The 22,734-nt window shown below is 72.0% G+C and carries 26 protein-coding genes; 6 read left to right on the top strand and 20 right to left on the bottom strand.

All coding sequences use genetic code 11. From position 1 onward, the window contains the following. Positions 1-13: 13 nt before the first annotated feature. The 3 genes from OJ962_RS26315 to OJ962_RS26305 all read left to right on the top strand — a co-directional run bounded on the left by OJ962_RS26315 (position 14) and on the right by OJ962_RS26305 (position 2,736). On the top strand, positions 14-1,381 hold the full coding sequence (locus OJ962_RS26315) for an aminotransferase class I/II-fold pyridoxal phosphate-dependent enzyme (RefSeq protein ID WP_202952343.1): 1,368 nt from the start codon (positions 14-16) through the stop codon (positions 1,379-1,381). 133 nt (positions 1,382-1,514) lie between these two features. Next, complete coding sequence (locus OJ962_RS26310) at positions 1,515-1,700, top strand: hypothetical protein (RefSeq protein WP_322101344.1); 186 nt, start codon at positions 1,515-1,517, stop codon at positions 1,698-1,700. A 1-nt stretch (position 1,701) separates the two neighbouring features. Then, complete coding sequence (locus tag OJ962_RS26305; protein WP_238930945.1) at positions 1,702-2,736, top strand: aminotransferase class V-fold PLP-dependent enzyme; 1,035 nt, start codon at positions 1,702-1,704, stop codon at positions 2,734-2,736. Here the strand turns inward: OJ962_RS26305 and OJ962_RS26300 are convergent. From OJ962_RS26300 to OJ962_RS26265, 8 genes are all read right to left on the bottom strand, one after another. Continuing rightward, entirely contained in the window at positions 2,726-3,919 is a 1,194-nt protein-coding gene (locus tag OJ962_RS26300) for an esterase-like activity of phytase family protein (RefSeq protein ID WP_202952340.1), read from the bottom strand. The two genes, OJ962_RS26305 and OJ962_RS26300, sit on opposite strands and share 11 nt — an antisense overlap. A gap of 13 nt (positions 3,920-3,932) precedes the next feature. Beyond that, positions 3,933-4,820 carry a hypothetical protein gene (locus OJ962_RS26295; RefSeq protein ID WP_202952339.1) on the bottom strand — a complete coding sequence of 296 codons (888 nt, stop codon included), beginning with the start codon at positions 4,818-4,820 and terminating at the stop codon, positions 3,933-3,935. A gap of 37 nt (positions 4,821-4,857) precedes the next feature. Further along, positions 4,858-5,688 carry a type IV toxin-antitoxin system AbiEi family antitoxin domain-containing protein gene (locus tag OJ962_RS26290; protein ID WP_202952338.1) on the bottom strand — a complete coding sequence of 277 codons (831 nt, stop codon included), beginning with the start codon at positions 5,686-5,688 and terminating at the stop codon, positions 4,858-4,860. A 108-nt stretch (positions 5,689-5,796) separates the two neighbouring features. Next, positions 5,797-7,083 (bottom strand): 3-phosphoshikimate 1-carboxyvinyltransferase, encoded by a 1,287-nt coding sequence (gene aroA, locus OJ962_RS26285; protein ID WP_270006711.1) that lies wholly within the window; start codon positions 7,081-7,083, stop codon positions 5,797-5,799. Further along, the gene (locus tag OJ962_RS26280; protein ID WP_202952336.1) at positions 7,080-8,141 is read right to left on the bottom strand and encodes a prephenate dehydrogenase/arogenate dehydrogenase family protein; all 1,062 of its coding nucleotides are present in this window, start codon (positions 8,139-8,141) and stop codon (positions 7,080-7,082) included. The genes aroA and OJ962_RS26280 overlap by 4 nt, the downstream gene beginning before the upstream one ends. Beyond that, positions 8,138-9,166 (bottom strand): 3-deoxy-7-phosphoheptulonate synthase, encoded by a 1,029-nt coding sequence (gene aroF / locus OJ962_RS26275; RefSeq protein WP_407697547.1) that lies wholly within the window; start codon positions 9,164-9,166, stop codon positions 8,138-8,140. Before aroF ends, OJ962_RS26280 begins: the two co-directional genes overlap by 4 nt. Positions 9,167-9,372: 206 nt before the next feature. Next, positions 9,373-10,452, bottom strand: a complete 1,080-nt coding sequence (gene hisC, locus OJ962_RS26270) for a histidinol-phosphate transaminase (RefSeq protein WP_202952334.1) — start codon at positions 10,450-10,452, stop codon at positions 9,373-9,375. Between the two features lie 5 nt (positions 10,453-10,457). Then, complete coding sequence (locus OJ962_RS26265) at positions 10,458-11,135, bottom strand: TetR/AcrR family transcriptional regulator (protein WP_202952333.1); 678 nt, start codon at positions 11,133-11,135, stop codon at positions 10,458-10,460. A 29-nt stretch (positions 11,136-11,164) separates the two neighbouring features. On the opposite strand from OJ962_RS26265, the gene OJ962_RS26260 reads away from it, so the two are divergent. Continuing rightward, complete coding sequence (locus tag OJ962_RS26260) at positions 11,165-12,061, top strand: ATP-binding cassette domain-containing protein (RefSeq protein ID WP_202952332.1); 897 nt, start codon at positions 11,165-11,167, stop codon at positions 12,059-12,061. Then, complete coding sequence (locus OJ962_RS26255; protein ID WP_202952331.1) at positions 12,058-12,837, top strand: ABC transporter permease; 780 nt, start codon at positions 12,058-12,060, stop codon at positions 12,835-12,837. The genes OJ962_RS26260 and OJ962_RS26255 overlap by 4 nt, the downstream gene beginning before the upstream one ends. 71 nt (positions 12,838-12,908) lie before the next feature. Here OJ962_RS26255 and aroH read toward each other — a convergent pair whose 3' ends face one another. Both aroH and OJ962_RS26245 read right to left on the bottom strand, forming a co-directional pair. After that, on the bottom strand, positions 12,909-13,268 hold the full coding sequence (aroH, locus tag OJ962_RS26250) for a chorismate mutase (RefSeq protein WP_202952330.1): 360 nt from the start codon (positions 13,266-13,268) through the stop codon (positions 12,909-12,911). 9 nt (positions 13,269-13,277) lie between these two features. Beyond that, positions 13,278-13,976 carry a pseudouridine synthase gene (locus OJ962_RS26245; RefSeq protein ID WP_202952329.1) on the bottom strand — a complete coding sequence of 233 codons (699 nt, stop codon included), beginning with the start codon at positions 13,974-13,976 and terminating at the stop codon, positions 13,278-13,280. Between the two features lie 22 nt (positions 13,977-13,998). Here OJ962_RS26245 and rlmN point away from each other — a divergent pair, with 22 nt between their 5' ends. Next, on the top strand, positions 13,999-14,985 hold the full coding sequence (rlmN, locus tag OJ962_RS26240) for a 23S rRNA (adenine(2503)-C(2))-methyltransferase RlmN (RefSeq protein WP_202952328.1): 987 nt from the start codon (positions 13,999-14,001) through the stop codon (positions 14,983-14,985). On the opposite strand, the gene OJ962_RS26235 is transcribed toward rlmN, so the two are convergent. From OJ962_RS26235 to OJ962_RS26190, 10 genes are all read right to left on the bottom strand, one after another. Next, positions 14,963-15,124 carry a hypothetical protein gene (locus OJ962_RS26235; RefSeq protein WP_202952327.1) on the bottom strand — a complete coding sequence of 54 codons (162 nt, stop codon included), beginning with the start codon at positions 15,122-15,124 and terminating at the stop codon, positions 14,963-14,965. The two genes, rlmN and OJ962_RS26235, sit on opposite strands and share 23 nt — an antisense overlap. 17 nt (positions 15,125-15,141) lie before the next feature. Continuing rightward, complete coding sequence (locus tag OJ962_RS26230; protein ID WP_202952326.1) at positions 15,142-16,902, bottom strand: arylsulfotransferase family protein; 1,761 nt, start codon at positions 16,900-16,902, stop codon at positions 15,142-15,144. 84 nt (positions 16,903-16,986) lie between these two features. Further along, complete coding sequence (locus tag OJ962_RS26225) at positions 16,987-17,736, bottom strand: DUF4328 domain-containing protein (protein ID WP_202952325.1); 750 nt, start codon at positions 17,734-17,736, stop codon at positions 16,987-16,989. A gap of 40 nt (positions 17,737-17,776) precedes the next feature. After that, the gene (scpB, locus tag OJ962_RS26220) at positions 17,777-18,355 is read right to left on the bottom strand and encodes an SMC-Scp complex subunit ScpB (RefSeq protein ID WP_202952324.1); all 579 of its coding nucleotides are present in this window, start codon (positions 18,353-18,355) and stop codon (positions 17,777-17,779) included. Positions 18,356-18,410: 55 nt separating this feature from the next. Further along, positions 18,411-19,160: a segregation and condensation protein A gene (locus tag OJ962_RS26215; protein ID WP_202952323.1), complete on the bottom strand. Its 750-nt coding sequence runs from the start codon at positions 19,158-19,160 to the stop codon at positions 18,411-18,413. Positions 19,161-19,170: 10 nt separating this feature from the next. Next, on the bottom strand, positions 19,171-20,169 hold the full coding sequence (gene trpS / locus OJ962_RS26210) for a tryptophan--tRNA ligase (RefSeq protein WP_202952322.1): 999 nt from the start codon (positions 20,167-20,169) through the stop codon (positions 19,171-19,173). A gap of 8 nt (positions 20,170-20,177) precedes the next feature. Then, positions 20,178-20,819, bottom strand: a complete 642-nt coding sequence (locus OJ962_RS26205) for a hypothetical protein (protein ID WP_270006710.1) — start codon at positions 20,817-20,819, stop codon at positions 20,178-20,180. Beyond that, complete coding sequence (locus OJ962_RS26200) at positions 20,816-21,100, bottom strand: hypothetical protein (protein WP_202952320.1); 285 nt, start codon at positions 21,098-21,100, stop codon at positions 20,816-20,818. The genes OJ962_RS26205 and OJ962_RS26200 overlap by 4 nt, the downstream gene beginning before the upstream one ends. Beyond that, a complete protein-coding gene (locus tag OJ962_RS26195) occupies positions 21,097-21,975 on the bottom strand; it encodes a hypothetical protein (protein ID WP_202952319.1) in 879 nt (292 codons plus the stop codon). Before OJ962_RS26195 ends, OJ962_RS26200 begins: the two co-directional genes overlap by 4 nt. An 18-nt stretch (positions 21,976-21,993) precedes the next feature. After that, the gene (locus OJ962_RS26190) at positions 21,994-22,611 is read right to left on the bottom strand and encodes a hypothetical protein (RefSeq protein WP_202952318.1); all 618 of its coding nucleotides are present in this window, start codon (positions 22,609-22,611) and stop codon (positions 21,994-21,996) included. Positions 22,612-22,734: the final 123 nt, after the last annotated feature.

Here is a 22,734-nt window from a genome sequence, read left to right as displayed (position 1 = left end):
CAGATTGACTTCTGTGTCAGTACAGTTTGCCATATCTGGAGCGTCCGCGGAAGAGATCGCCGGCTCGGTCGAGCGCGCGGTCGCCTCCGGCGTGCTGTCGCCGGGCACGAAGCTCCCGTCCGTCCGCACGCTGGCGGACTCGCTGGACGTGTCACCGACCACGGTCGCGTCCGCGCTGGCCGAGCTTCGCCGCCGCGGTGTCGTGGTCTCCCGCGCCCGCTCGGCGACGCGCGTGGCCGACCGCCCGCCGCTGCGATCGCCGCGGGCGCCCTCCCCCCTCCCACCGGGCACGCGCGACCTCGCGCTCGGCAACCCGGATCCGGCGTTCCTTCCCGACCTCGCGCCCGCGCTCACGGCGCTCGCGTCCGGCGCCTCCACGAGGGGGTCCGGCTCCGCCGCGGCCACGCAGCGCGGCCCTTTCGCGCAGCGGCTCTACGGCGAGGCTCCGGTCGACGGTGGACTCGCCGAGCTGGCGCGGGCCGCCTTCATTGCGGACGGCGTGGCCGCCGAGCGCGTCGTGGTGGTGAACGGGGCGCTGGACGGGATCGAGCGGGTGCTGGCGGCGCAGCTCGCGCCGGGCGATCTCCTGGCGGTCGAGGATCCCGGGTGGCCGGGCGTGCTCGACCTGGCGCGGGCGCTCGGATTGCGCCTTGCGCCGGTCACGGTCGACGGCCGCGGCATGCGGCCCGAGTCGCTTGCCGCCGCCCTCGCCGCCGGCGCGCGGGGTGCCATCGTCACACCGCGCGGGCACAACCCGCTCGGCGCGGCGCTGGACGCCGAGCGCGCCGGCGAGCTGCGTGAGCTCCTGCGCGACGTGCTGGTGGTCGAGGACGACCACCTCGGCCCGGTCGCGGGCGTGCCGTACTGCTCGGCCACGGGCGCCGGCGGGCGTTGGGCGGTGGTGCGCTCGGTCTCCAAGTGGCTCGGCCCGGACCTGCGCTGCGCGGTGCTCACCGCGGACGAGCTCACGCTCGCGCGGGTGGAGGGCCGGCTCTCGCTCGGGCCCGGCTGGGTGAGCTCCATCCTGCAGCGCCTGGCGGCGCGGCTGTGGGCGGACAGCGAGATCGCCGCGCTGGTCCGGCGGGCCGCCGACGTGTACTCCACCCGCCGCGCGGCGCTGGTGCACGCGCTCGCGGCCCACGGCATCGCGGCCGAAGGCCGCAGCGGGCTGAACGTGTGGGTGCCCGTGCCCGACGAGGACGCTGCCGTCCGCGCGCTGCTCGGCCACGGCGTCGCGGTCGCCGCGGGTGCGCCGTTTCGGCTCGAGGCGGGTCCCGCCGTCCGCGTCACTATCGCCACGCTCGAGCTCGAGGAGGCGGCGCCGCTCGCGGCCGCGCTCGCCGCCGCGGTCGACCCGCCGCGCCGCACGCGCGCGGCGTAGACCGCGCCGCCGCGCCGCCGCGCCGCCTCGCGCCGTGACGTCCGCCTCCCCGGGGCGTATCGTTGCGGCCGTGCACGAGCGGGGCTGGGTGCGGTGTGACTCCTCAGCCATCGCTGCGTACCGGTTCGATGCCGTGCGCGGGGTCCTCGAGCTGCTGTACGTGGAGGGGCGGCTGGTCTACGACTATCCGTGCGACGAGCTGCTGTTCGCGGAGTTCGAGCTCGCGCCGTCCAAGGGCAAGTTCGTGAACGGGGTCCTCAAGCCGCACGCGGAGCGCTTCAACTGGACACCGACGCCTCGGCCGCTCGGGGCCGCGTAGTTTGTCGCGGGTGATCGCGAACCTGTGGCACCCCGAGACCGTCTATCTGAACACCGCGAGCTTCGGGCTTCCACCCGACCCGGCGTGGGAGGCGCTGCAACGGGCGCAGGAGGACTGGCGCCACGGGCGGGTCAGCTGGGAGCACTGGACGGCGGTCACGGACCGCGCGCGGGCGGAGTTCGCCACGCTCGTCCGCGCACACCCGGAGAACGTCGCGGTCGGGGCGAACGTGTCGGGGCTGATCGCGCAGGTGGCGGCGGCGATCCCGGACGGCTCGAAGGTCCTCTCCCCCGAGCCGGAGTTCACGTCGCTCATCTTCCCGTTCCTGGCGCAGGCCGAGCGCGGGGTGACGGTGGACTTCGTCCCGCTCGACCGGCTCGCTGAAGCCATCGACGCGAGCATCGACGTCGTCGCGGTGTCCGCGGTGCAGTCCTCGACCGGAGAGCTCGCGGACCTGGACGCGATCGCCGCCGCCGCCGAGCACCACGGCGCGCGCACGGTGATCGACGCCACGCACGGGATCGGTTGGCTGCCACTCGACGCGACCCGCTTCGACGCGGTCGCGTGCGCGGCCTACAAGTGGCTGATGAGCCCGCGCGGCACCGCGTTCCTGGTGCTCAAGCCCGAGCTGGCCGAGACGCTGACGCCGCACCAGGCCGGCTGGTACGCGGCCAACGACCCGCTCACGGACCAGTTCGGCCCGCCGCTGCGGCTCGCGCCGAACGCGCGCCGCTTCGACACCTCGCCCGCGTGGTTCAGCTGGGTCGGGACCGAGCCGGCGCTGCGGGTGATCAACGAGATCGGCGTGGAGGCGATCCACGCGCACGACCTGGCGCTCGCGAACCGCTTCCGGCGCGGGCTCGGGGAGCCGGAGGGCGACTCGGCGATCGTCACGTCCGCGATCGACGACGCGACGGAGAAGCTCGCGCGGGCGGGGATCATGGCCGCCGCCCGCGCGGGCCGTCTACGCGCGTCGTTTCACCTCTACAACACCGAGGCGGACGTCGACGCGGCGCTCGACGCGCTCAGTTCCTGATGCCCGGGACCTTCAGGACGATGAAGTCGCTGTAGTCCGGCAGGGCCGAGTTGCGGCCGGTGGAGCCGAAGTTCGTGTCGTTGACGAACAGCAGCTCGTTGTTGGAGAGCGGCAGGACCGCCTCGACCGTCACGTACGGGAACTCGAACGGGTTGCCCAGGCCGAAGTCGCCCGGACGGGCGCCGAACAGCGAGATGCCGTCCCGGTCCCTGATGTTGAGCAGGTCGACGATCTCGCGCTTGGCCAGGTTCGGGCGGCGGTCCGGGACGTCGATGACGAACGCCTTCTTCCAGGCCGCGGCCTCGCCCTGGTTGTTGTCGCGCTCGGTGACGATGAGCTGGTCACGGCCGATGGCGACCGCGTCCGAGACGAACAGGCCGGGCTGGGTCATGCGGTAGTTCCAGGTGCGGCCCGTGTAGCGGCGCTCCTTGACGTCGAACTCGTACACGCGCCGGATCAGCGGATCGTCACCCGTGACGGCGTTCTCGAGGATCGGGTACAGGAACTTGCCGTCGTGCGAGAGCGCCATGGCCTCGAAGCCGGACGAGCCGCCGAGGTTCGGCGTGCGGCCGAACAGGTACGGATTGTCCGGGGACTGGACGCGCGGCTGGCCGCCGATGCGCGGGATCGCGATCGGGGCGTCGAGGACCTTGCCCTGCGCGTCGACGTGCAGCAGGAACGGGCCGAACTCCTCGCCGAAGTAGAACGTGCCGTCCGGGAGCTGGCGGACCGATTCGATGTCGAAGTCACCGCCGGTGAGGATGCGCTCCGGCGTGGTCTCGTTGACGATCGGGAACGGGACCTTCTCGTCCGGGTCGCTGAGCGTGATCGCGGACTGGATGTTGACCGTTCCGCGGCCGCTCCACTCGGTGCGCCAGTTCGGGCGGACCTTGTACAGGCGCAGGATGAACGAGCGCGAGTTCGTCTTGTTGCCGAAGCCGTTGTCGGGCATCGCCCAGTAGCTGCCGTTGCCGGCGTCGAGCAGGGCGGAGAAGCCGCCGACCGGCTGCGCGGCGCCCGGCGCGGGCGCCGGGTCGGTGTTCGGCACGCCGGGGAAGGGCGCCGGGAACGTGGCGTCAGCGGGCAGGATCGCGCGCGCCTCGAGACGCGCGTCCTGCGCGCTCGCCGCAGCGGGGGCGAGCAGGGCCGTCATGGCCACGGTGGCCAGCATGAATCGCTTCATGCCTGGCACCCGATCACGCGCTCGGCGCACGCAAGTCAACGCGCCGTGAAAGTGGCTGTCGGAGCGCTAGAAGCGTGACGGCGACCAGCAGCGCGTACACGATCACCGCTCCGATCGAGGTCGCGGCGAGCACGAGCCCGGCCGCGATCGGCGCGCCGCCCGTGCCGACCGCGGTGACGGTGGCCGCCACCGGCGCGCCCGGACCCACGGGCGACAGCGCGTAGGCGCCGGAAGCCGTGAACGCGATCCCGACCCTCTCCGGTGTCGGCGACACCCCGCACGCCGCGAGCGCGATCGCCACCCGCCCGGCGCCGATCGCGCTGATGACGCTCACCCAACCGGTCAGCGCCGCGAGCCGCCGCTTGTCGCGCAGCACCTTGAGCCCGCGCAGCGCCGCGAGCCGCTCGAACCGCTGCGAAGCGTGCCCGCCGGTGAACAGCAGGACGATCGCGCCCGCGAGCAGCGCGAGGCCCCACGGCGTCGCGCCGCACAGGATGAGCGCGGTCGCGCACACCTCGAGCAGGAAGATCGGCGCGTCGCTCACGAGAATCTGCGTCGCCTTCGGCGCCCGCGGCCCGGCGAGCTGCTTGAGCAGCACCACCCGCGCCGGCAGCGCGCTGTGCGACTCGATCGACCCGGCCAAGAACGCGCCGGCGTTCGCGCCGTGCACCGCTCTTCGCGGCGGCACCGACCCCTCGACCGCCGCCAGCGTGAGCCGCCACGCCTCGCTGCGCACGATCAACGTCACCAGGTGCAGCGCCGTGAGCGCGACGAGCGAGGCGACTGAGACGAGCGCGAGCGCACGCTGCAGCTCGTCCGCTCGGCTCCAGCACAACACCCCGAGCGCGACCAGCGCAAGCGCGACCCCCGCGGCTGAGCCGAGGCGGCGCCGAGTGACCATGCACCGCGCAGAGTGCCTGCATATCGCGGGGTTCCGGTTACCTCATGGTTACCGCCCGAAGGGCCGCGCCGACGTGTTCGGGTGCGAACCGCAGGAGCTCGTAGCCGGCGGATCGCCACGCCTCGGCTTTCCGTTCGTCCTGGCGCTGCGTGCGCGTGCGGGCGTGGTGCGGGCCGTCGAACTCGATCGCGAGCTTGAGGGCCGGCCAGTGGAAGTCCACCTCGTGGCCGTTGAGGTCGGTGTTGAGGCGCGGCTCGGGGAGGCCGTCGCGTTCGAGCGCGATCAGGAAGCGGAGCTCGCCGCGGGAGCGGACGCCGGCGCTGCCGTCGAGGTGGAGTTGGACGGCCTTCTTCGCGACGCTCGTCTTCCGCCCCCGTCCGCGCTCGATCGCCGCACACGTGTCCTCGAGCCGGAACAGGCCGCGGAACGCGGCCTCGTGAATGACGTTCGCGATCTCCCACGAGGTGATCTGATCGGTGAGATCGACGACGAGGCGGGCGATCGTCGTGCACGGGATGCCCTTGTGGACCGTGACGTCGTCCCGGTGCAGCCTGGCCTTGTGAATGCGCGCGTTGGTGCGGACGCGGCGTTCCTTCGGGGCAACGACATCGATACAGGGGGCGCGCCAACGCCGGACCTCGTAGAGCTCAGCGCACGCCAGGCCGCTGAGCGCCGCCCCCTCGCCCGCCGTCAGGACCGCCGCGAGAAACTGCGCCTCACGCGAGAGCGCGGTGTGCCCCACCGCGTACACACCCCGGCGCAGGCGATGGAGCCGCCCAGAGCGCACTCGCCGCGCGATCGCGTCCTTGTCCAACCCGGCCGCGCCCAGCTGCGCAACGGTCACCAGCCCGTGCTGCCGCGCCGCCACCCGCGCGATTTCGACCTCGGGTGGTCGACGAAAGTCGCGGATTTCGCGAGTTAGGTCGACCACCCCGTGATCATGCGCGAGGGGCACGCGCGGATCTACGCGTAACCGTTACAAAAGTAAGCCAAGATCGCGCTCAAAGCCCGGATACGAGACCGCGGCCGCTTCCATGCCGTCGACCGTGACGCCCTCGCGGCTCGCCAGGCCCGCGACCGCGCCGAGCATCGCCAGGCGGTGGTCGCCGTGCGAGGAGATCGTGCCGCCGCGCAGGCCGCCGGTGCCCTGGACCACGAAGCCGTCGTCGGTAGCTTCGATCGAGGCGCCGAGGCCGCGCAGGCCGTCGACGACGGTGGCGATCCGGTCCGATTCCTTGACACGCAGCTCGGCCGCGCCGGTGACGACGGTCTCGCCCTCGGCGAAGCAGCCCAGCAGCGCCACCAGCGGCAGCTCGTCGATCGCGAGCGGGACCTCGTGCGGTTCGACGACGGTGCCGACCAGCGGACCGGAGGTGACATCGAGCTCGGTGACCGGCTCGTCCGGGCGGATCGTCGACGCGTCGGGGGACTCGAGGTCGCCGACGACCACGCCGCCCATGCGCTCGACGATCCGGACGAAACCCACGCGGGTCCAGTTCGCGCTCATGTCCGTGATCACGATCCGCGAGCCCTTCACCAGCACGGCGGCCGCGATGTGGAAGGCGGCGGACGAGGGGTCGCCGGGCACGTGAATGGAGCCGAGCTCGAGCTCGTCGTGCTGGGTGAGCGAGATGCGGTCGCCGTCGCGCGCGATCTTCACGCCCGAGCGGGCGAGCAGGCGCTCGGTGTGGTCCCGGGAGGGCTCGGGCTCGACGATCGTGGTGGTGCCGGACGCGAGCAGGCCCGCCATCAGCACGCACGACTTGATCTGCGCGCTCGCCACCGGCAGCGCGTACTCGATGCCGTGCAGCGGCGAGCCGTGCACGGTGAACGGCGGCAGGCGGTCGTCCACGGCATCGATCCGTGCGCCCATCTCACGCAGCGGCCGCGCGATCCGGTCGACGGGCCGGCGGCGGATCGACTCGTCGCCGTCGAACGTCCACGTGCCGCCGTCCTGCCCCGCGAGCCAGCCGGGCAGCAGCCGCATCAGCGTACCCGCGTTGCCCACGTCGATCGACGCCTCGCCCGCGGCGCGTAGGCCCGGGCCACGGATCGTCAGCGTCCCCGGCGAGCCGTCCTCGACGAGCGCGCCCAACGCGTGCACGGCAGCCAGAGTGGACCGGGTGTCGGCCGCGTCGAGGTAGCCGGTCACGTGCACCGGATCAGCGCTCATCGCCCCGAACAGCGCGGCACGGTGCGACATGGACTTGTCGCCGGGCGCACGCAGTGTGCCCTTCAACGGACCAGACGGATCGAACCTCACGCTCTCACAACCTCCAACCCAAGTTCTCGGACAAGTCGTTCGGCCTGCTGCGCCACGACGGCGCCGCGAATCCACAGCGCGACCGTGCCGTGGGAGCCGGACGAGGGATACAGGCCCATGTCCACGATGTCGATCGTCTCGCGTCCCAGGGCCAGCGCGATCTCCGCCACGATCCCGGGGCGGTTGGGGACCAGCACGCGCAGCTCGTGGACCTCGCCGCCGGCCAGGCCGGCCTCCAGCAGGCGCCGGCGGTCATCGCGCGCGCCGTCGTTCCACTCGGCGATGCCGGCCGCGTCGCCGGCCGCGAGCATGTCACGCGCGTGGGACAGGCGAGCGACGAGGTCGTCGATCGCGGCCACGAGCGCGTCGGCGTTGGCGGCGTAGATCCCACCCCACACGACGGAGTTCGCGCCCGCGACACGCGTAACGTCCCGGAACGACGGCCCCGTGGCGGGCAGGCGCTCCTCCCCCAGCACGCGCGCCGCCTGCGCCACCAGCACGTTGGCCAGCACGTGCGGGAGATGGGACACCGAGGCCATGATCACGTCGTGCGTCTCGGGCTCGACCGCGGTCGGCCACGCCCCGATGCGCGTGATCAGCCGGTGCAGGCGCTCGAACGCGCTGCCCTCGGTGTTCGGCGTCGGCGTCAGGTACCACGTCGCGTCGGTGAACAGGTCCGCGCGCGCGTGCTCGACGCCCGCTGTCTCCGCGCCCGCCAGCGGATGCCCGCCGATGAAGCGCGGATTGGAGACAGCGCCCGCGACCGCGCGCTTGACCGAGCCGACATCGGTCACCACGCACTGCGGCCCGGCCACCGCCAGCACCTCGCTGACCACGCCCGCCAGCACGTGCACGGGCGCGGCCACGAACGCGAAGTCGGCGTCCCCGACCGCGTCCACCAACGAAGCGCACGCCTCGACGATCGCGCCGCGCGCGACCGCCGCTTCCAACGCACCCGCCGACGGGTCCCAGCCCACCACGTGCGCCCCCAGACGCTGGCGAGCCGCAAGGCCGATCGAACCGCCGATCAGCCCGACACCGACGACGGCGACCTTCACGCCGCGGCGCTCAGGACCTTGCCGGCGACAGCGGCCGCGCGCTCGACCTGCTCGAGGTAGGCGGCGAACTCCTCGGCGTAGATCTGCTGCGGGCCGTCGCAGATCGCCTCTTCGGGGTTCGGGTGCACCTCGACGATGATGCCGTCCGCGCCCGCCGCGGCGGCGGCCAGCGACAGCGGCAGGACCATGTCGCGGCGCCCGGGCGCGTGCGACGGGTCGACGATCACGGGCAGGTGCGAGAGCTCCTTGAGCATCGGGATGGCCATGATGTCGAGCGTGAAGCGGTAGGCGGTCTCGAACGTGCGGATGCCGCGCTCGCACAGCATCACGTTCGGGTTTCCCTCCTTGAGCACGTACTCGGCGGCCATCAGCAGCTCTTCGAGCGTGGAGGACAAGCCGCGCTTGATCAGCACGGGCCGCCCCGTGCGGCCGATCTCGGCCAGCAGCGGGTAGTTCTGCATGTTGCGCGCGCCGACCTGGATCACGTCCGCCACTTCCAGGATCGGCTCGACGTCACGTGCGTCCATCAACTCGGTGACGATCGGCAAGCCCGTTCGCTCCTTGGCTTCCGCCAGCAGGCGCAGACCCTCCTGGCCCAGGCCCTGGAACGAGTACGGCGATGAACGCGGCTTGTACGCGCCGCCGCGGAACATCGACGCGCCCGCCGCGGCGACCGTCTCCGCCGTGGAGAGCACCTGGTCGCGCGACTCGACCGTGCACGGCCCGGCGATCATCGAGAAGTGCTCGCCGCCGATGCGCCGGCCGTCGATCTCGATGACGGAGCGCTCGCCCGACTTGAACTGGTTGGACGAGAGCTTGTACGGCCGCAGGATCGGCACGACCTGCTGCACGCCCGCGTGGCCCTCGAGGCCGAGCCGCTGCACGTGCTCGCGGTCACCGATCGCGCCGATCACGGTGACCTCCTCGCCGCGCGAGAGGTGGGCGCGGGCGCCGCAGCTCTCGATGCGCTCGACGACGGACTCGATGTCGGACTCGGTGGCGCCCGGCTGCATGACGATCATCATCTGACTGGTACTCCCTGGACTGAAAAGGCTGGCAAAGACGTACGGCGAGTGGAGTCTCCGGCGCTCGGCCCTCAGGCCCAGGATGCGGACGGAGACGGTGCGTCGCCGGCCGAGCGCCTAACTAAATCGCCAGCCGTAATAGGGGTACGCGGACGCCTGCGCGTGGAGCTTCTGTGCGGCAGACGTCGTCATAAGCACGGCGGACCTTACAGCAGCGGAGCGAGCGCTTCCAGGAAACGCTCGTTCTCGGCCTGGTTGCCCACGGTGACGCGCAGCGCACCCTCGCGGCCGAGCGCCTCACCGGAGCGCACGAGCACGCCGGTCATCGACAGCCCGCGCAGCACGTCGGCCTCGGACGCCGTCTCCGGCAGGTCGAACCAGACGAAGTTCGCCTGCGACTGCGCCGGCTCGATCCCCAGGGCGCGCAGCCCGTCCTCGAGCCCGATCCGCTTGGCGAGGTTGCGCTCGACGCGGCGCGTCACCTCGTCCTGGTGGTTCAGCGCCTCGACCGCCGCGGCCTGCGCGGCCGCGTTGCAGAAGAACGGCTGGCGCACCTGATCCACCGCCGTCCGGAACGACTCCGCCCCGCACAGCGCGTAGCCGACCCGCAGCCCGCACAGGCCGTAGATCTTGCTGAACGTGCGCAGCAGGATCAGGTTCGGGTGCTTGTCGAGCAGCTGCACGGAGTCGTCCGGGTCCTGCAGGACGTTGAACTCGATGTAGGCCTCGTCGAGGATCACCGCGACGTTGCGCGGGACCTGGTTGATGAAGGCCTCGATCTCGTCCAGGGGCAGCGCCGTCGAGGTCGGGTTGTTCGGGTTGCAGACGATCACCAGCCGCGTGGCGGCCGTGATCTCCTCGGCCATCTTGTCGAGCTGGTGGTAGTGGCTGGAGTCGAGCGGGACCTCGATCGCCCGTGCGCCGGAAGCGGCCGCCAGGTGCGGGTAGACGGAGAAGGACGGCCACGCGTACACCAGCTCCGCGCCGGGCTCGAGCAGCGCGTCGCCGGCCGCGAGCAGGATGTCGCAGGAGCCGTTGCCGATCGCAATCCGCTGCGCGGGGACGCCGGTCAGGTCCGACAGCTTGCGCCGCAACGCCGCGTTCGTCGGGTCCGGATAGCGGTTGATGCCGGCGAGCGCCTTGGACGCCGCCTCGATCACCTGCGGAAGCGGCGGATAGGGCGACTCGTTGGACGCCATCTTGGCGACCGGCCCTTCGTACCCGTAGCCCTCGGCCGCCGGATAGACCGGGATGCGCCGAACTTTCTCGCCGTACTCGATCGCCATGCGCCTCAGTCTATTTCGGCCTCGAACCCGTCCAGCAGCCACTTGAGCCCGAGCTCGAAGTCCGGCGCGGGCAGCGGCGAGTCGCTCGCCACGAACTCGGCCACGAGCGGGAACTCGCCGCTCTCGAGCAGGTAGCGGACGTTTGGGTCGTCCCAGCTGCGCCGCTCGCGCCGGTCCTGCATGTCCAGCTCGCGCAGCGTGAAGCCGATCGTGTAGTCGTCGACGGCGTTGACGATGTTCGAGAGCAGCTCCGGGCGAACGCCCTCCAGCGCGGCGACCGACCGCGCCGACTGCTCGATGTGACGCAGCAGGTTGGGCGTGACCGTCGGCACGCCCTGCAGGATCGGCAGCACCCACGGATGCTGGTGGAACATCCCCCGGCTGCGGCGCGCGACCGCCTCCAGCGCCGGCCGCCAGCTCTTCGGCAGCGCCGGCACGACCATCTCCCCCGCGACCGTGTCCACCATCAGCTCGAGCAGCTCGTCGCGGTTCTCGAAGTAGTGGTAGAGCGACATCGCGCCCGCCTGCAGCTCACGCGCGAGCCGCCGCATCGAGACCGCCTCGATGCCTTCGGCGTCCGCGACCTCGATCGCGACCCGCACGATCCCGGCCCGCGAGAGCGGCGACTGCCGGCCGCGGCCCTTCGGCTCGTCGCGAGCCCAGATCGGCGGGAGGCTTGACATTCGTACAGCGTACTCCTACCGTACGCCGTATGAATTCGTACGCCGTACGAACGGATGCGCTCGGCCGCCGGTTCAGCGAGACCGACGCGCTCCGCGACCTCGACCTCGAAGTGGCGCCCGGGACCGTCCTCGGCCTGCTCGGCCACAACGGCGCCGGCAAGACGACCGCCGTGCGGATCCTTACGACGCTGCTCGAGCCCACCGCGGGTCGGGCCGAGGTGGCCGGCCACGACGTGGCCCGCGCGCCCGCCGCCGTGCGCGAGCAGATCGCGGTCGCCGGGCAGGACGCGTCGCTCGACGAGCGGCTGACCGGGCGCGAGAACCTGATGCTGCTCGGGCGTCTGCAGCGGCTGTCGAAGGCGGACGCCGCGGCACGGACGGAGCAACTGCTGGAGCGCTTCGGCCTCGCCGACGCGGCCGGCCGGCTGCTCGGCACCTACTCCGGCGGGATGCGGCGCCGGTTGGACCTCGCGGCCTGCCTGGTCGTCCGCCGTCCGGTCGTCTTCCTCGACGAGCCCACGACCGGGCTCGACCCGGCCGCCCGCGCCGACATGTGGGGCGCGATCGCCGACCTCGTGACCGAAGGCGCGGCGCTCATCCTCACCACCCAGTACCTGGAGGAGGCCGACCGGCTCGCGGACCGGATCGTCGTGCTGAGCGGCGGGCGAACCGTGGCCGAGGGCACGCCGGCCGAGCTCAAGCGGCGCGTCGGTGAACGCCGCGTGCACATCACGTTGGACGCGTTCGAGGAGGCCGCACGACGGCTGGACGCCGAGGTCGATCCCCGCGCGCGGCGGGTGTCGGTCGCCGCGCCGAACGGACCGGACGACCTGCGCCGGATCCTCGACGCGCTCGACGACCTCGACGTCGAAGAGGCGTCGCTCGCCCAACCCACCCTCGACGAGGCGTTCTTCGCGCTCACATGAACACGGTCCTGGAGATCCGGCTGCTCGCCGGCCGCAGCCTGCGCCACATCCCGCGCATCCCCGAGAAGCTGTTCGGCGGGCTGCTGATGCCGATCGTGTTCGTGCTGCTGTTCGCCTACGTCTTCGGGTCCGCGATCGCCGTCCCGGGCGGCGGCGACTATCACGACTACCTGGTGTCCGGCATCTTCGCCCAGTCGATGATCGGGACGATCCCGGGAATCTCGGTCGGCGTCGCGTCGGACATCCGCAGCGGGCTGATGGATCGCCTACGCGCGCTGCCGATCGCCCGCGCATCGGTGATCGCGGGCCGCACCATCGCCGAGCTGGTGGAACTGTGCGCCGGGCTGGTGGTGGTCGTCATCTGCGGCTTGATCGTCGGCTGGGCGCCGCACGGCACCATCCTCGAGACGCTGGCCGCGTTCGCGCTGCTGATCGTGACCGCGTTCGGCGTGACCTGGGTCGGCGTCTGGATCGGCCTGATGGTGCGCGACCCGGACGGAGCGGACGGGATCGCGCTCAGCATCATCTTCCCGCTGATGTTCCTGTCCGGGATCTTCGTGCCCGTCGAGGGCCTGCCGGACGGGCTGCGCCAGGTCGCGGAGTGGAACCCGCTCACCGCGCTGGCGACCGCGTGCCGCGAGCTGTTCGGCTCGCCCACCGGCGACGTGCCGGACGTGTGGCCGCTCCAGCACCCGGTGCTCGCCTCGCTCGCCTGGGCGGCGCTGCTGACGGCGATCTTCGTGCCGCTGAGCGTGCGCCGCTACCAGCGCCTTTAGAGATCCGCGAAGCGATCTCCAAGCCGAAGTGGGCACGCGCCGGCGAAGCCGGCCGCGCACACGAAGCGCCGCTATTGGGCGCCGGTGAGGTCCAGCCGCAGCTTGGCCGCCTCGCCGAGATAGACGTGCTCGGCGGGGCGATCCATGTAGGCGTGGATCAGCACCCGGATGATCTGCGGCAGCGCGCCCGGCACCGGGATCTCCCGCGCGCACAGCAGCGGCACGCTCGAGAGCCCCATCGCTCGCGCGGCGGCGGCGGGGAACTGCGCGTCGAGGTCCGGCGTGAGCGTGAAGATGCAGCTGACGAGGTCGTCGGCGCCCAGCTCGTTGCGCGCGAGGATCTCGCGCATCAGCTTGTCCGTGGCCGAGAGGATCGCCTCGGCGGTGTTCTCGGTGACCTCGTTGGCGCCTCGGAGCGCGACCAGCCGCATGGGCGCCATTCAACCAAGCGAGCGCAGGCGCTCGACCTCAGGCTGGCCGAGCTTGCGGAACTCGCCCGGTTGCAGGGACCCGAGGCGCAGCGGCCCGAAGGCGACGCGCTCGAGCGAGTACACGCGGTGCCCGACCGCTTCGAGCATGCGCTTGACCTGCCGCTTGCGGCCTTCGTGGATGGTGATCTCGAGATGGCCCGAGCTGATGTTCCGGACCTTGGCGGGCGCGGTCATCCCGTCTTCGAGCAGCACGCCTTCGCGCAGCGCCCGCAGCGCGGGCTCCTGCACCGGGGCGTTGGCCACGCGGGCGCGGTACGTGCGCGGCACCTCGAACGACGGGTGCGTGAGCCGGTGGGCGAGGTCGCCGTCGTTGGTCAGCAGGATCAGGCCGGTGGTGTCGAAGTCCAGCCGGCCCACCGGATACAGCCGCTGGGACGACGGCACGAGCGAGACCACGGTCTGCCGATCCTGCGGGTCCTTGGCGGTGGACACGTACCCCGCCGGCTTGTTGACCAGGTAGACGACGAGCGTCTGGCTGGCGACCTTGACGCGCTTGCGGTCGACCTTGACGGCGTTGGAGTCGTCGACGTCGCGGGCGGGATCGGTGACGATCGCGCCGTCCACGGTCACGCGGCCGTCGGCGATGATCAGCTCGGACGCGCGCCGCGAGGCGACGCCGGCGTGGGCGAGGTACTTGGCCAGTCTCACAGCCCTGCCACCATATGAGGTCGTGGATCTGCAGTTGCTCGAGAAGACGCTGGAGGATCAGCCCGCCTTCCGAGCGCGGCAGGTCTGGCGCTGGGCGTCCCAGGGCGCCTCGTCCTACGAGGAGATGACGGACCTGCCGGCCGCGCTGCGCGCGAAGCTCGCCGAGGAGGTCCCGTTCAGCACGCTCGAGCTGGTGCGCGAGGCCCACGCGTCCGACGGGACGGTGAAGGCGCTGTTCCACACGCAGGACGGCCGCGCCGTCGAGGCCGTCCTGATGCGCTACCGCGACGGGCGCCGCTCGATCTGCGTGAGCTCGCAGTCCGGCTGCCCGCTCACCTGCACGTTCTGCGCCACCGGCAAGATGAAGTTCGGCCGCAACCTGACGGCGTCCGAGATCCTCGACCAGGTGCTGCACTTCCGCCGCATCGAGCCCGTCGACCACCTCGTGTTCATGGGCATGGGCGAGCCGATGATGAACCTGGACAACGTGCTGGAGACGTGCCGCCGGCTGCCCGACGTCGGCATCACGCACCGCCGCACGGGCATCTCCACCGTCGGCTGGGTGCCGGGCATCAAGCGCCTCACCGAGACCGACATGCCGATCCGGCTCGCGCTCTCCCTGCACGCGCCCGAGGACGCGCTGCGCTCGCAGATCATGCCGGTCAACGAGCGCTACGACCTGCGGGAGGTGCTCGCCGCGTGCGAGGCGTTCTACGAGCGCAAGCGCCGCCAGGTGTTCATCGAGTACGTGATGCTCGCGGGCGTCAACGACGGCTACGCGCAGGCCGTCCAGCTCGCCCAGATCCTCGATCCGAAGATCTACAAGCTCAACCTGATCCCGTACAACCCGACGGACTCGATCTACGACGGGTCCTCGCGCAACGCGATCGACTCCTTCAAGGCCGCGCTCGAGGAGCACGGCCTGCGCGCGACGGTCCGGCTGACCCGCGGCCGCGACATCGACGCGGCCTGCGGGCAGCTCGCGGCTAAGACGCCGGCTTCGGCCTGACCGGCTTCGGCCGGCGCACGACCGGCGGGAGCACGATGGGCACGCTCGGCTGGCACGGCTCGCGCACGGTCAGGCACGTCACCGCGACGTGCTCCTCCGGGCGAGCGAACGGCCAGCGGATGATCTCAGGCTGGATCATCCGCTGGACGCTACCGCCTATTCGGGCTTGGTGGTCCCGGACGTCGTCAGGACCTTGCCGGCCGCGTCGTACGCCCGCACGGCCACGACGGCCGGGGAGCCGTTCGCGGACAGCGCGGTCTCGAAGCCGCTGTACGGGGCGCTCGCCAGCGGGGCGAGGGAGTTCGCGTCCGCGCCGCCGAGGAGCTCCCAGCGAGCGACCTCGGTCGCGCCGTTCCAGCTCACGCGGGCCGTGACCTTGCCGCCTCCGGCCTCGGCCGTCACCTGCGGCGCGTTGGACGGGTAGCCCTGCCACGGCGAGCGGAACGCGCGGTAGTTGTCGTTGCCGCGGGCGATCCGGCCGTCGAAGACGAGGTTGCCCTTCGCGTCGAACTCGCTGAACCAGCGCTGCGAGCCCCAGCCGACGAACAGGTTGCCGTTGGGCAGCGTCTCGACGTTGCCCTGACTGGCCGAGAGCAGGCCGAGCGGGTGCTTGAAGGCCTTCACCAGCGTGGCCGTCTTGGCCTGCTCGTCCAGGCGCACGTTGATCACGCGCGAGTTCTTGCGCGTGGGCGGCGCGGCCGAGTTGTCGTAGATGTTGATCGTGCCGTCGGCCTGCGTGCGGGCGCTGTGCTGCCAGTCGAAGCGGACGCCCTTGCCGAGCTTGAACGTCGAGTTCTTGCCGCCGAGCGTCCACAGGACCTTGCCGGTGCGGCGGTCGATCTTGTAGACCGCGGACGTGTTGCGCGCCGAGATCAGGAAGTTGTTGTCCGGCGTGAGCTCGACCGAGTTCACGTGGAAGTACTCCCACTCGAAGCCGGGTGCGGTCGGCGCCGGGATGCCCGACTCCTTGAGGCCGACGTTGCCGAACGAGTGCCACTCGAACAGCACCGCGCCGGTCTTGAGGTCGATCTCCTGGACGATGTTGTCCACCACGCGCGAGTCCTTCGGGCCGCCCCACGGGCGCAGGTCGCGCTTGAAGCGCTCGTAGGAGAGCACGAGCGCCGTGCCCTGCGGCGTGAGCGTGAACTCGTGCAGGTCGAACGAGTAGCCGTTGCCGGCCGTGACCGTCGCCACCTTCTGGTAGTTCTGGTCGTAGACTTGGCCGACGCCGTCGCCGTCACCGACGAACAGCTGACCCTCCCACCAGGTCAGCACCGGCTTGCCGCCGAGCTGCTGGACGCGGAAGTCGGCGGGGATCTTCCCGGGCGTGGCCTTGAACCACACCAGCTCGCCCTGATCGTTGATGATCATCGGGCCGTCCTGGCCGCGACCGGCCTTGGGCGCGAGGAACACCAGGCCGGGCGCGCGGCCGGGCTTGGCCGTCGTGACCGTCACCGCGGGCGGCGAGAGGTCCGGGCGCGTCTCGTACTTCTGCACGTCGCCGCGGCCGACGTCGGGCAGCTCGACCGGCCGCGCCTTGCGCGTGGTCTCGTCGCCGATGTTGATCTCGAAGTCGCCGTTGCTCGCCCCGACGATCTTGCGGTCCGTCTGAACCGTCACCTGCTCGTTGGCCTCGAACGGCTTGTCGGGCTTGAAGCTGACGCCGCGGCCGTCGGAGTGGGCGACCAGCTTGCCGGGGTGGCTGCCGGAGCGCGAACCGCGCACGGTCACCGTGCCGAGCGCATCGGCGTTCCCGCCCCGGAAGGAGATCGTCGTCTTCTCGCCCGCGGTCAAGGTGCCGGGGACCGGATAGACCGAGAACTCCGTGTCTTGCTGCGCGTTGGCCTGCGCCAGGACGATTGTGGTGCCGCCCGTGAAGGCAGCGGTCGCGCCGAGCGCGAGGATCAATTTCCGCACGCTGGAACGCAACCCGTGAACGCTCGTGAAGTTGCGCATAGTGGCGCGTGGTTCGCCGTCGCGGGCCGCACTCCTCGCAACCGATTACCGGGGCGGGGCGTCCGCAGAACCGGGCGGGCCCTGCGCCGCGCGCTCGTTGAGGCGGCGCGTGAGCGTCGCGGCCATGACGATGGCCAGGATCGCCGCCGGAATCGCGGTCAGGTCGGACACGAGGTAGGCGTAGGTCCCGCTCCGGATGTCCTCGGGCGTGTCACTGCTGAACCCCGACCGTCCCGCGAAGTTGCCGATGATGCTGGAGAACAGCCACAGCGCCCACCATCCCTGGACCACGCCGTTCGGCTCTGGCGGCGGCCCGCCGGCGCGCCAGACGTCATTGACCACCTGCTTCGGGCGCCACAGGTTCATGATCGGGACGAACCAGCCGCCGATCGCCCAGCCGTGCCCGTAGCGGCGCACGCCCGGAGCGACCGCGTCGCTGTTCTGGTAGGCGCGGAACAGCCACATGATGAACACGACCGCCGCCGCGATCAGCAGCAGGAGCTGCAGGCCGCCGACGAGCGCCTGGCGCATGTCGTTGTTGTCGGCGTCGGAATCGCTGACCGCTTCGCCGGCGATCATCCGGTTCAAGAGCGCGATCTCGAGCAGGTCGGAGACCACCGCGAACGCCGTGACGGCGACGGTCAGCCAGAGCACGACCTTCACCGCGAGCAGACGTGCCTCGAGCGGGCGGTAGTAGGCCGGCGGCGGCCCGTACGGCTGGGGCGGCGGCGCGTACTGCGGCGGGCCGTCGGGCGGCGGCGGGGCCTGCTCGTACGGGCGGGGAGGCTCGGTCATGGCGCGCAGCTTGTGCCCGCTACGCAGCGGGAGCTAACCGCTAGGTGGTGCCCGAACGCGCCTCGCCGGCGCGGAGCAGGCGATCGCGCAGCTGGGCGGCCTCCTCCGGGCTCGGGTCCCATTGCGCGACGTCCGGCAGCGCTTCCGGGGACTCGAGACCGAAGAGCTTCAGGAACTGCGGCGTCGTCCGGTAGAGCACCGCGCCGAACTGCGAGCGACCCGCCTCCTCGATCAGCCCGCGGTCGGCGAGCGCGGTGGTCGCGGACTCGCTCGCGACGCCGCGGATACGCGCGACCTCGGGCCGGCTCACGGGCTGCAGGTAGGCGACGATCGCGAGCGTCTCGGCCTGAGCCGGGGTGAGCGCGGGCGTGCGCGGCCGGGCGAGCAGCCGCCGCGCGGCCTCCTCGGCGTCCGGGTGCGACGCGAGCGCGAGCCCGCCGCCGATGCGCTTGAGCACCAGCCCGCGCTCGGCGAGCGCCTCGTCCAGCGCCAGCGCAGCGTTCGTGACCGCCTCCTCGGACGTCTGCAGCGCGTCCGCGAGCTCCTCGACCGTGACCGGGTCGGGGGCGAGGAACAGCAGCGCCTCGAGCCGCGCCGACAGGGTGAGCGGCGCGTTCACGGCCGGGCCTCCGCGGGCGCGGGACGAGATGGGCGCGCGGCGTGGGCGCGGCGCGTCACGCCGCCGCCGCCTCGCCGGCCACCGGCGCGGCGGCGTGCGCGTGAACCGTGATCTCGCCGAACGGCTCCTCCTGCTCCCACGACGCCTCGCCGCGCTTGTAGAGCTCGAGCAGCGCGAACACGGTGACGCAGACCGTCACGCGGTCGGCGTCCTTGACCGCCTCGTCGAACGAGAACGAGCTCGCGCGCTTGAGGAGCCCGCGCAGGTGCGTGAGGCGCTCGGCGACGGTGACGCGCGGCATCGCCATGTGCGAGAGGTCGATCGGCTTCGGCGTGCGCAGCAGCGAGCCGAGTGCGGCGCCGAGCACGGACGGCTCGTACGCGCCCGCGGTGACCTCGGCCGGGCCGAGCTGGGGTGGCGCGCTGCGGTACAGGAACCCGCGCTCGTGCTCGCCCAGCTCCCGCAGGTGCGCACCGGCGGCGCGGAAGCGCGCGTACTGCAGCATCCGCTCCACGAGCTCCTCGGCGGCCTCGGCGGGCGCGAGCTCGTCGAGCTCCTCGACCTCCTCGTTCGGGAGCATCAGCCGCGACTTGAGCTCTAGCAGCGCCGCGATCAGGACCAGGAACTCGGTCGCGGACTCGAGGTCCAGCTGGTCCGTGGACTCGAGGTGGTCGAGGTAGGTGACGACGATCTCCGCCAGGTCCACCTCGAGCAGGTCCAGCTCCTCCCGCAGGATCAGCGAGAGGAGCAGGTCGAACGGGCCCGCGAAGACGTCCAGATCGAGTTCGAGCTGCGTGACACGCACGCAGCGGAGACTAGGCGGGGGTGCGGACGGGTCCGACGCCCATGGCCTCGCGGACGTCGGCGACGACCGGGGCCGCGATCGCGCGCGCCTTCTCCGCGCCGAGCTCGAGGAAGCGCTCGATCTCCGACGTGTCGTCCTTGATCTCGAGGAACCGCTCGCGCGTCGGCGCGAGCCACGCGGCGACCTCCTCCCCGACGGCGGTCTTGAACGCGCCGTAGCCCGAGCCCGCGAAGTCGCGCTCGATGTCGGCGGGCGTCACGCCGCGCGCCACCGCCAGGATCTCGATCATGTTCGAGATGCCGGGCTTGTCTTCGGCGACGACGATCTCCGAGCCGCTGTCGGCGACGGCCTTCTTGAACTTCTTGACGATCGACTCGGGCTCCTCGTCGACGAAGACGGTGCCTTGCGGCGTCCCGCCCGTCGTCGACATCTTGCGCTCCGGCTCCTTGAGGTCGCGCACGCGCGCGCCGACCGTCGGGATGTTGCCCTCGGGCACGACGAGCGTCTCGCCGAAGCGCTTGTTGAACGCCTCCGCGACGTCGCGCATGAGCTCGATGTGCTCGCGCTGGTCCTCGCCCACGGGCACCTCGTGCGCGCGGTAGGCGAGCACGTCGGCGGCCATCAGCACCGGGTAGAACAGCAGCCCGGCGGACACGCGGTCACGCGCCGCGCCCGCCTTGTCGCGGAACTGGTGCATGCGGTTGAGCTGGCCCACGGACGTCACGCTCGACAGCAGCCAGCACAGCTCGGCGTGCTCCTGCACGTCGCCCTGGCGGAACAGGATGCAGCGCTCGGGTTCCAGCCCGGCCGCGATCAGCAGCGCGGCGGTCTCGCGCGTGCGCCGGCGCAGCTCCTCCGGGTCGTACTGGACGGTCGTGCCGTGCAGGTCGACGATGCAGTAGATCGCCGGGTCGGCCTTGTCCTGGCCCTTGACGTAGTTGAGGATCGCCCCGATGTAGTTGCCGAGGTGCTTGCGCCCGGTGGGCTGGATGCCGGAGAAGATGACCACTGTGCGGCTTAGCCTAGCCTCGACTTGAAGATCACCCGCGTGCGGTCGGACGCGGTTCGAGTCTCGATGAACACCCACACCAGCGGCGTGGGGTCGCGGCGCAGCAAGCGCTTCCCGGCGGCCGTCGTCTTCAGGCGCGCGCGCAGCGGGCCCGCGGGTGCGTTCAGCGTGCGGCGGGCGAGCGCGGGAAGATCGAGGTCGCCGCGGTGGGTGCGCCGGCGCACGCTGATCATGGTCCGCATCGGCACCTCCAGCCGGCCTTTGGCGAACACGCGCGAGACGCGCGAGAGCCGCGTCAGCCCGGTCACCGGCCGCGCGCAGCCGTCGCCGAAGCGGTCCTGCGGCTCGCCGGTCACGCGATCGTTGCCCGGGCCGCACACGAGGTCGATCGGATGCACGTACGGGTTGGTGAGCGCGGGCCCGAGCACGTCGTCGCCCTCGCCGCCGATCAGCGTCATCCCCGGCCCGCGGCCGAGCATCTGCAGCGTGTCGTTGCCCGGGCCGCCGTCCACGGTGATCGGGCCGACGTAGCCCTGGACGCTGTTGAAGGCCTCGACGTGGTCGTCGCCCGGCCCGCCGCTGACGCTCGCGGCGGGAGCGGTCACCTCGTAGGTGTCGTTCCCCGGCCCGAGGTCGGCCGCGACCGTCACGGGCGCGCTGGCCTCGACCCGGTCGGCGCCGTCGCCCGTGGCAGTCGGATGGCCGTCACGCCGTCGAGCGCGCACGTGACCTCCCGGCCGCCGCAGCCCTCGCCCGGCGTGACGTCGTCGCCGGTGAAGCGCAGCACGCCGTTCTCCGCCGTGGCGAAGAACGCGTCGTCGGCGCCCGGCGCGGCCCGGAAGACCAGCTCGCTGCCCTCGCGGCCGAGCGTCCCCGCGTGGGCGGCGGGCGCGAGCGCCAGCAGCGCGACGATCGCGAGCAGCGCGCTCATCGCGCGAACCGCGTCTCCAGCTGGTACGCGTTGCGGTCGCCCCCGAAGCGCGTGCGCAGCTCCACGAAGACGCTGCGCGATCGCTCGCCCCGGCCCGCTCGGGTCGGCCGCATGCGCACGCGCAGCGGCCCGGCCGCGGCGGCCGTGGCGGCGCCGCGCGCGGTGACCCTGCCGTCGCGCCAGAACGCCGCGGCCAGGCTCCCGGGGCCGGACAGGACGGCGTCGAGCCGGGTCCGGAAGGTCGTGGTGACGCCCACGTGCGGGGCGCACCCTTCCCCCGCGCGGTCCTGCAGCGTGAGCCGCAGCCGGTCGGCACCCGGTCCGCACGCCACGTCGACGGACCCCTTCGCCCGGCCCTCGGCCGTGAGCTCGTCGTCGCCCTCGCCACCCGCGATGGTGGCCGAGCCCGAGGTCGACCCCGCGCCGAGCCGTTCGAACCGCACCTGGTCGGAGCCGGGTCCGCCGTCGAGCGCGCCCTGGCCGGCCGTGAAGCTGAGCCGGTCGTCGCCGTCGCCGCCGCTCGCCGTGACGGTGCGGGCGCGCCCGAGGAACGCGTCGTCCCCCGGGCCGAGGTCGGCAACCACGGGCAGGGGGGCGAAGATGTCGACCTGGTCGTCGCCGTCTCCGGCGAGGACGCGGATGGCGGTCACGCCGTCGAGCGAGCAGGTGCGGTCCTGGCAGCCGGCGCCGAGCGTCACGCCGGTCCCGCCCGCGGAGATGCCGGGCTGGCCCCGGAGCACCTGCATCACGACGTAGTCGCGTTCGCCCGGCGCGGAGCGGTACACGAGCTCGGTGCCCTCTCGCGCAACCGTGCCCGCCTCGGCGGAGGCGGGCACGATGGCGAGCATTGCTGCGGCGATGGAGAGACGCTTCACGCGTCTCCCCATACCCGGTTATGCGGTGCGCGGACTCAGGGCCAGCAGCGCGTTCAGGATCTGGACGAGCTGCCCGAGCGGCGTGTTCGCCACCGGCGAGCCGCCCGTGGCGGGATTCAGCAGCCCGGTGATCGCGCACAGCAGGTTGCCGAGCAGGTTGCCCGGGCCCTGGACGGCGTCGATGCGCAGCTGGATCTGGTTCGTGCGAACGACGAGCCCGAGCACGTTCAGATTGATCGGCCCGAGGTCGAGCGAGAGGATCGAGCACGCGTTGCCCGCGGGCAACGGCGGCAACGGCAGCGGCGGCACCTGGCTCGCCTGGGCCCCGCCCGCCGCCGCGCTGTTCGCCACGGCGGCCGGAACGCGCACGTTCTTCTTGGTGACGCTCTTGTTGCCGGCCTTGCCCTTCACCGTGCCGACGGCGTGCAGCGCGCCGCCCGCATTGACGAAGCGCTCGATCGTGTACGTGCCGGTGAACGGCTTGCCCTTCTGCCCGCCCTTGGTGACGGTGCCGGACATCGGGACGACCTGCGTGAGACGCGCAGCCTCCTGCGCACCGGCGGCGCTCGTTCCGCCGACCAGCAGCAAGCCGCACGAGACCATGGCCGACACGGCGGCCAGACGAATCCTGGACATCTAGTCCTCCCCTACGAAGGATCGGTTCGGTTGACGGGGAGGACCATCCCCTCGACGGTCGGGTCCTGAAAACCGGTGGGGTGGTTTCAGAACCTTTCCGTCAAGGGGTGTTGATGCCGTCTA

Origin of the sequence: Solirubrobacter deserti (genome assembly GCF_027587175.1) — a bacterium.
Taxonomy (GTDB): domain Bacteria; phylum Actinomycetota; class Thermoleophilia; order Solirubrobacterales; family Solirubrobacteraceae; genus Solirubrobacter; species Solirubrobacter deserti.
This window is presented reverse-complemented; position numbering and strand designations above follow the sequence as displayed.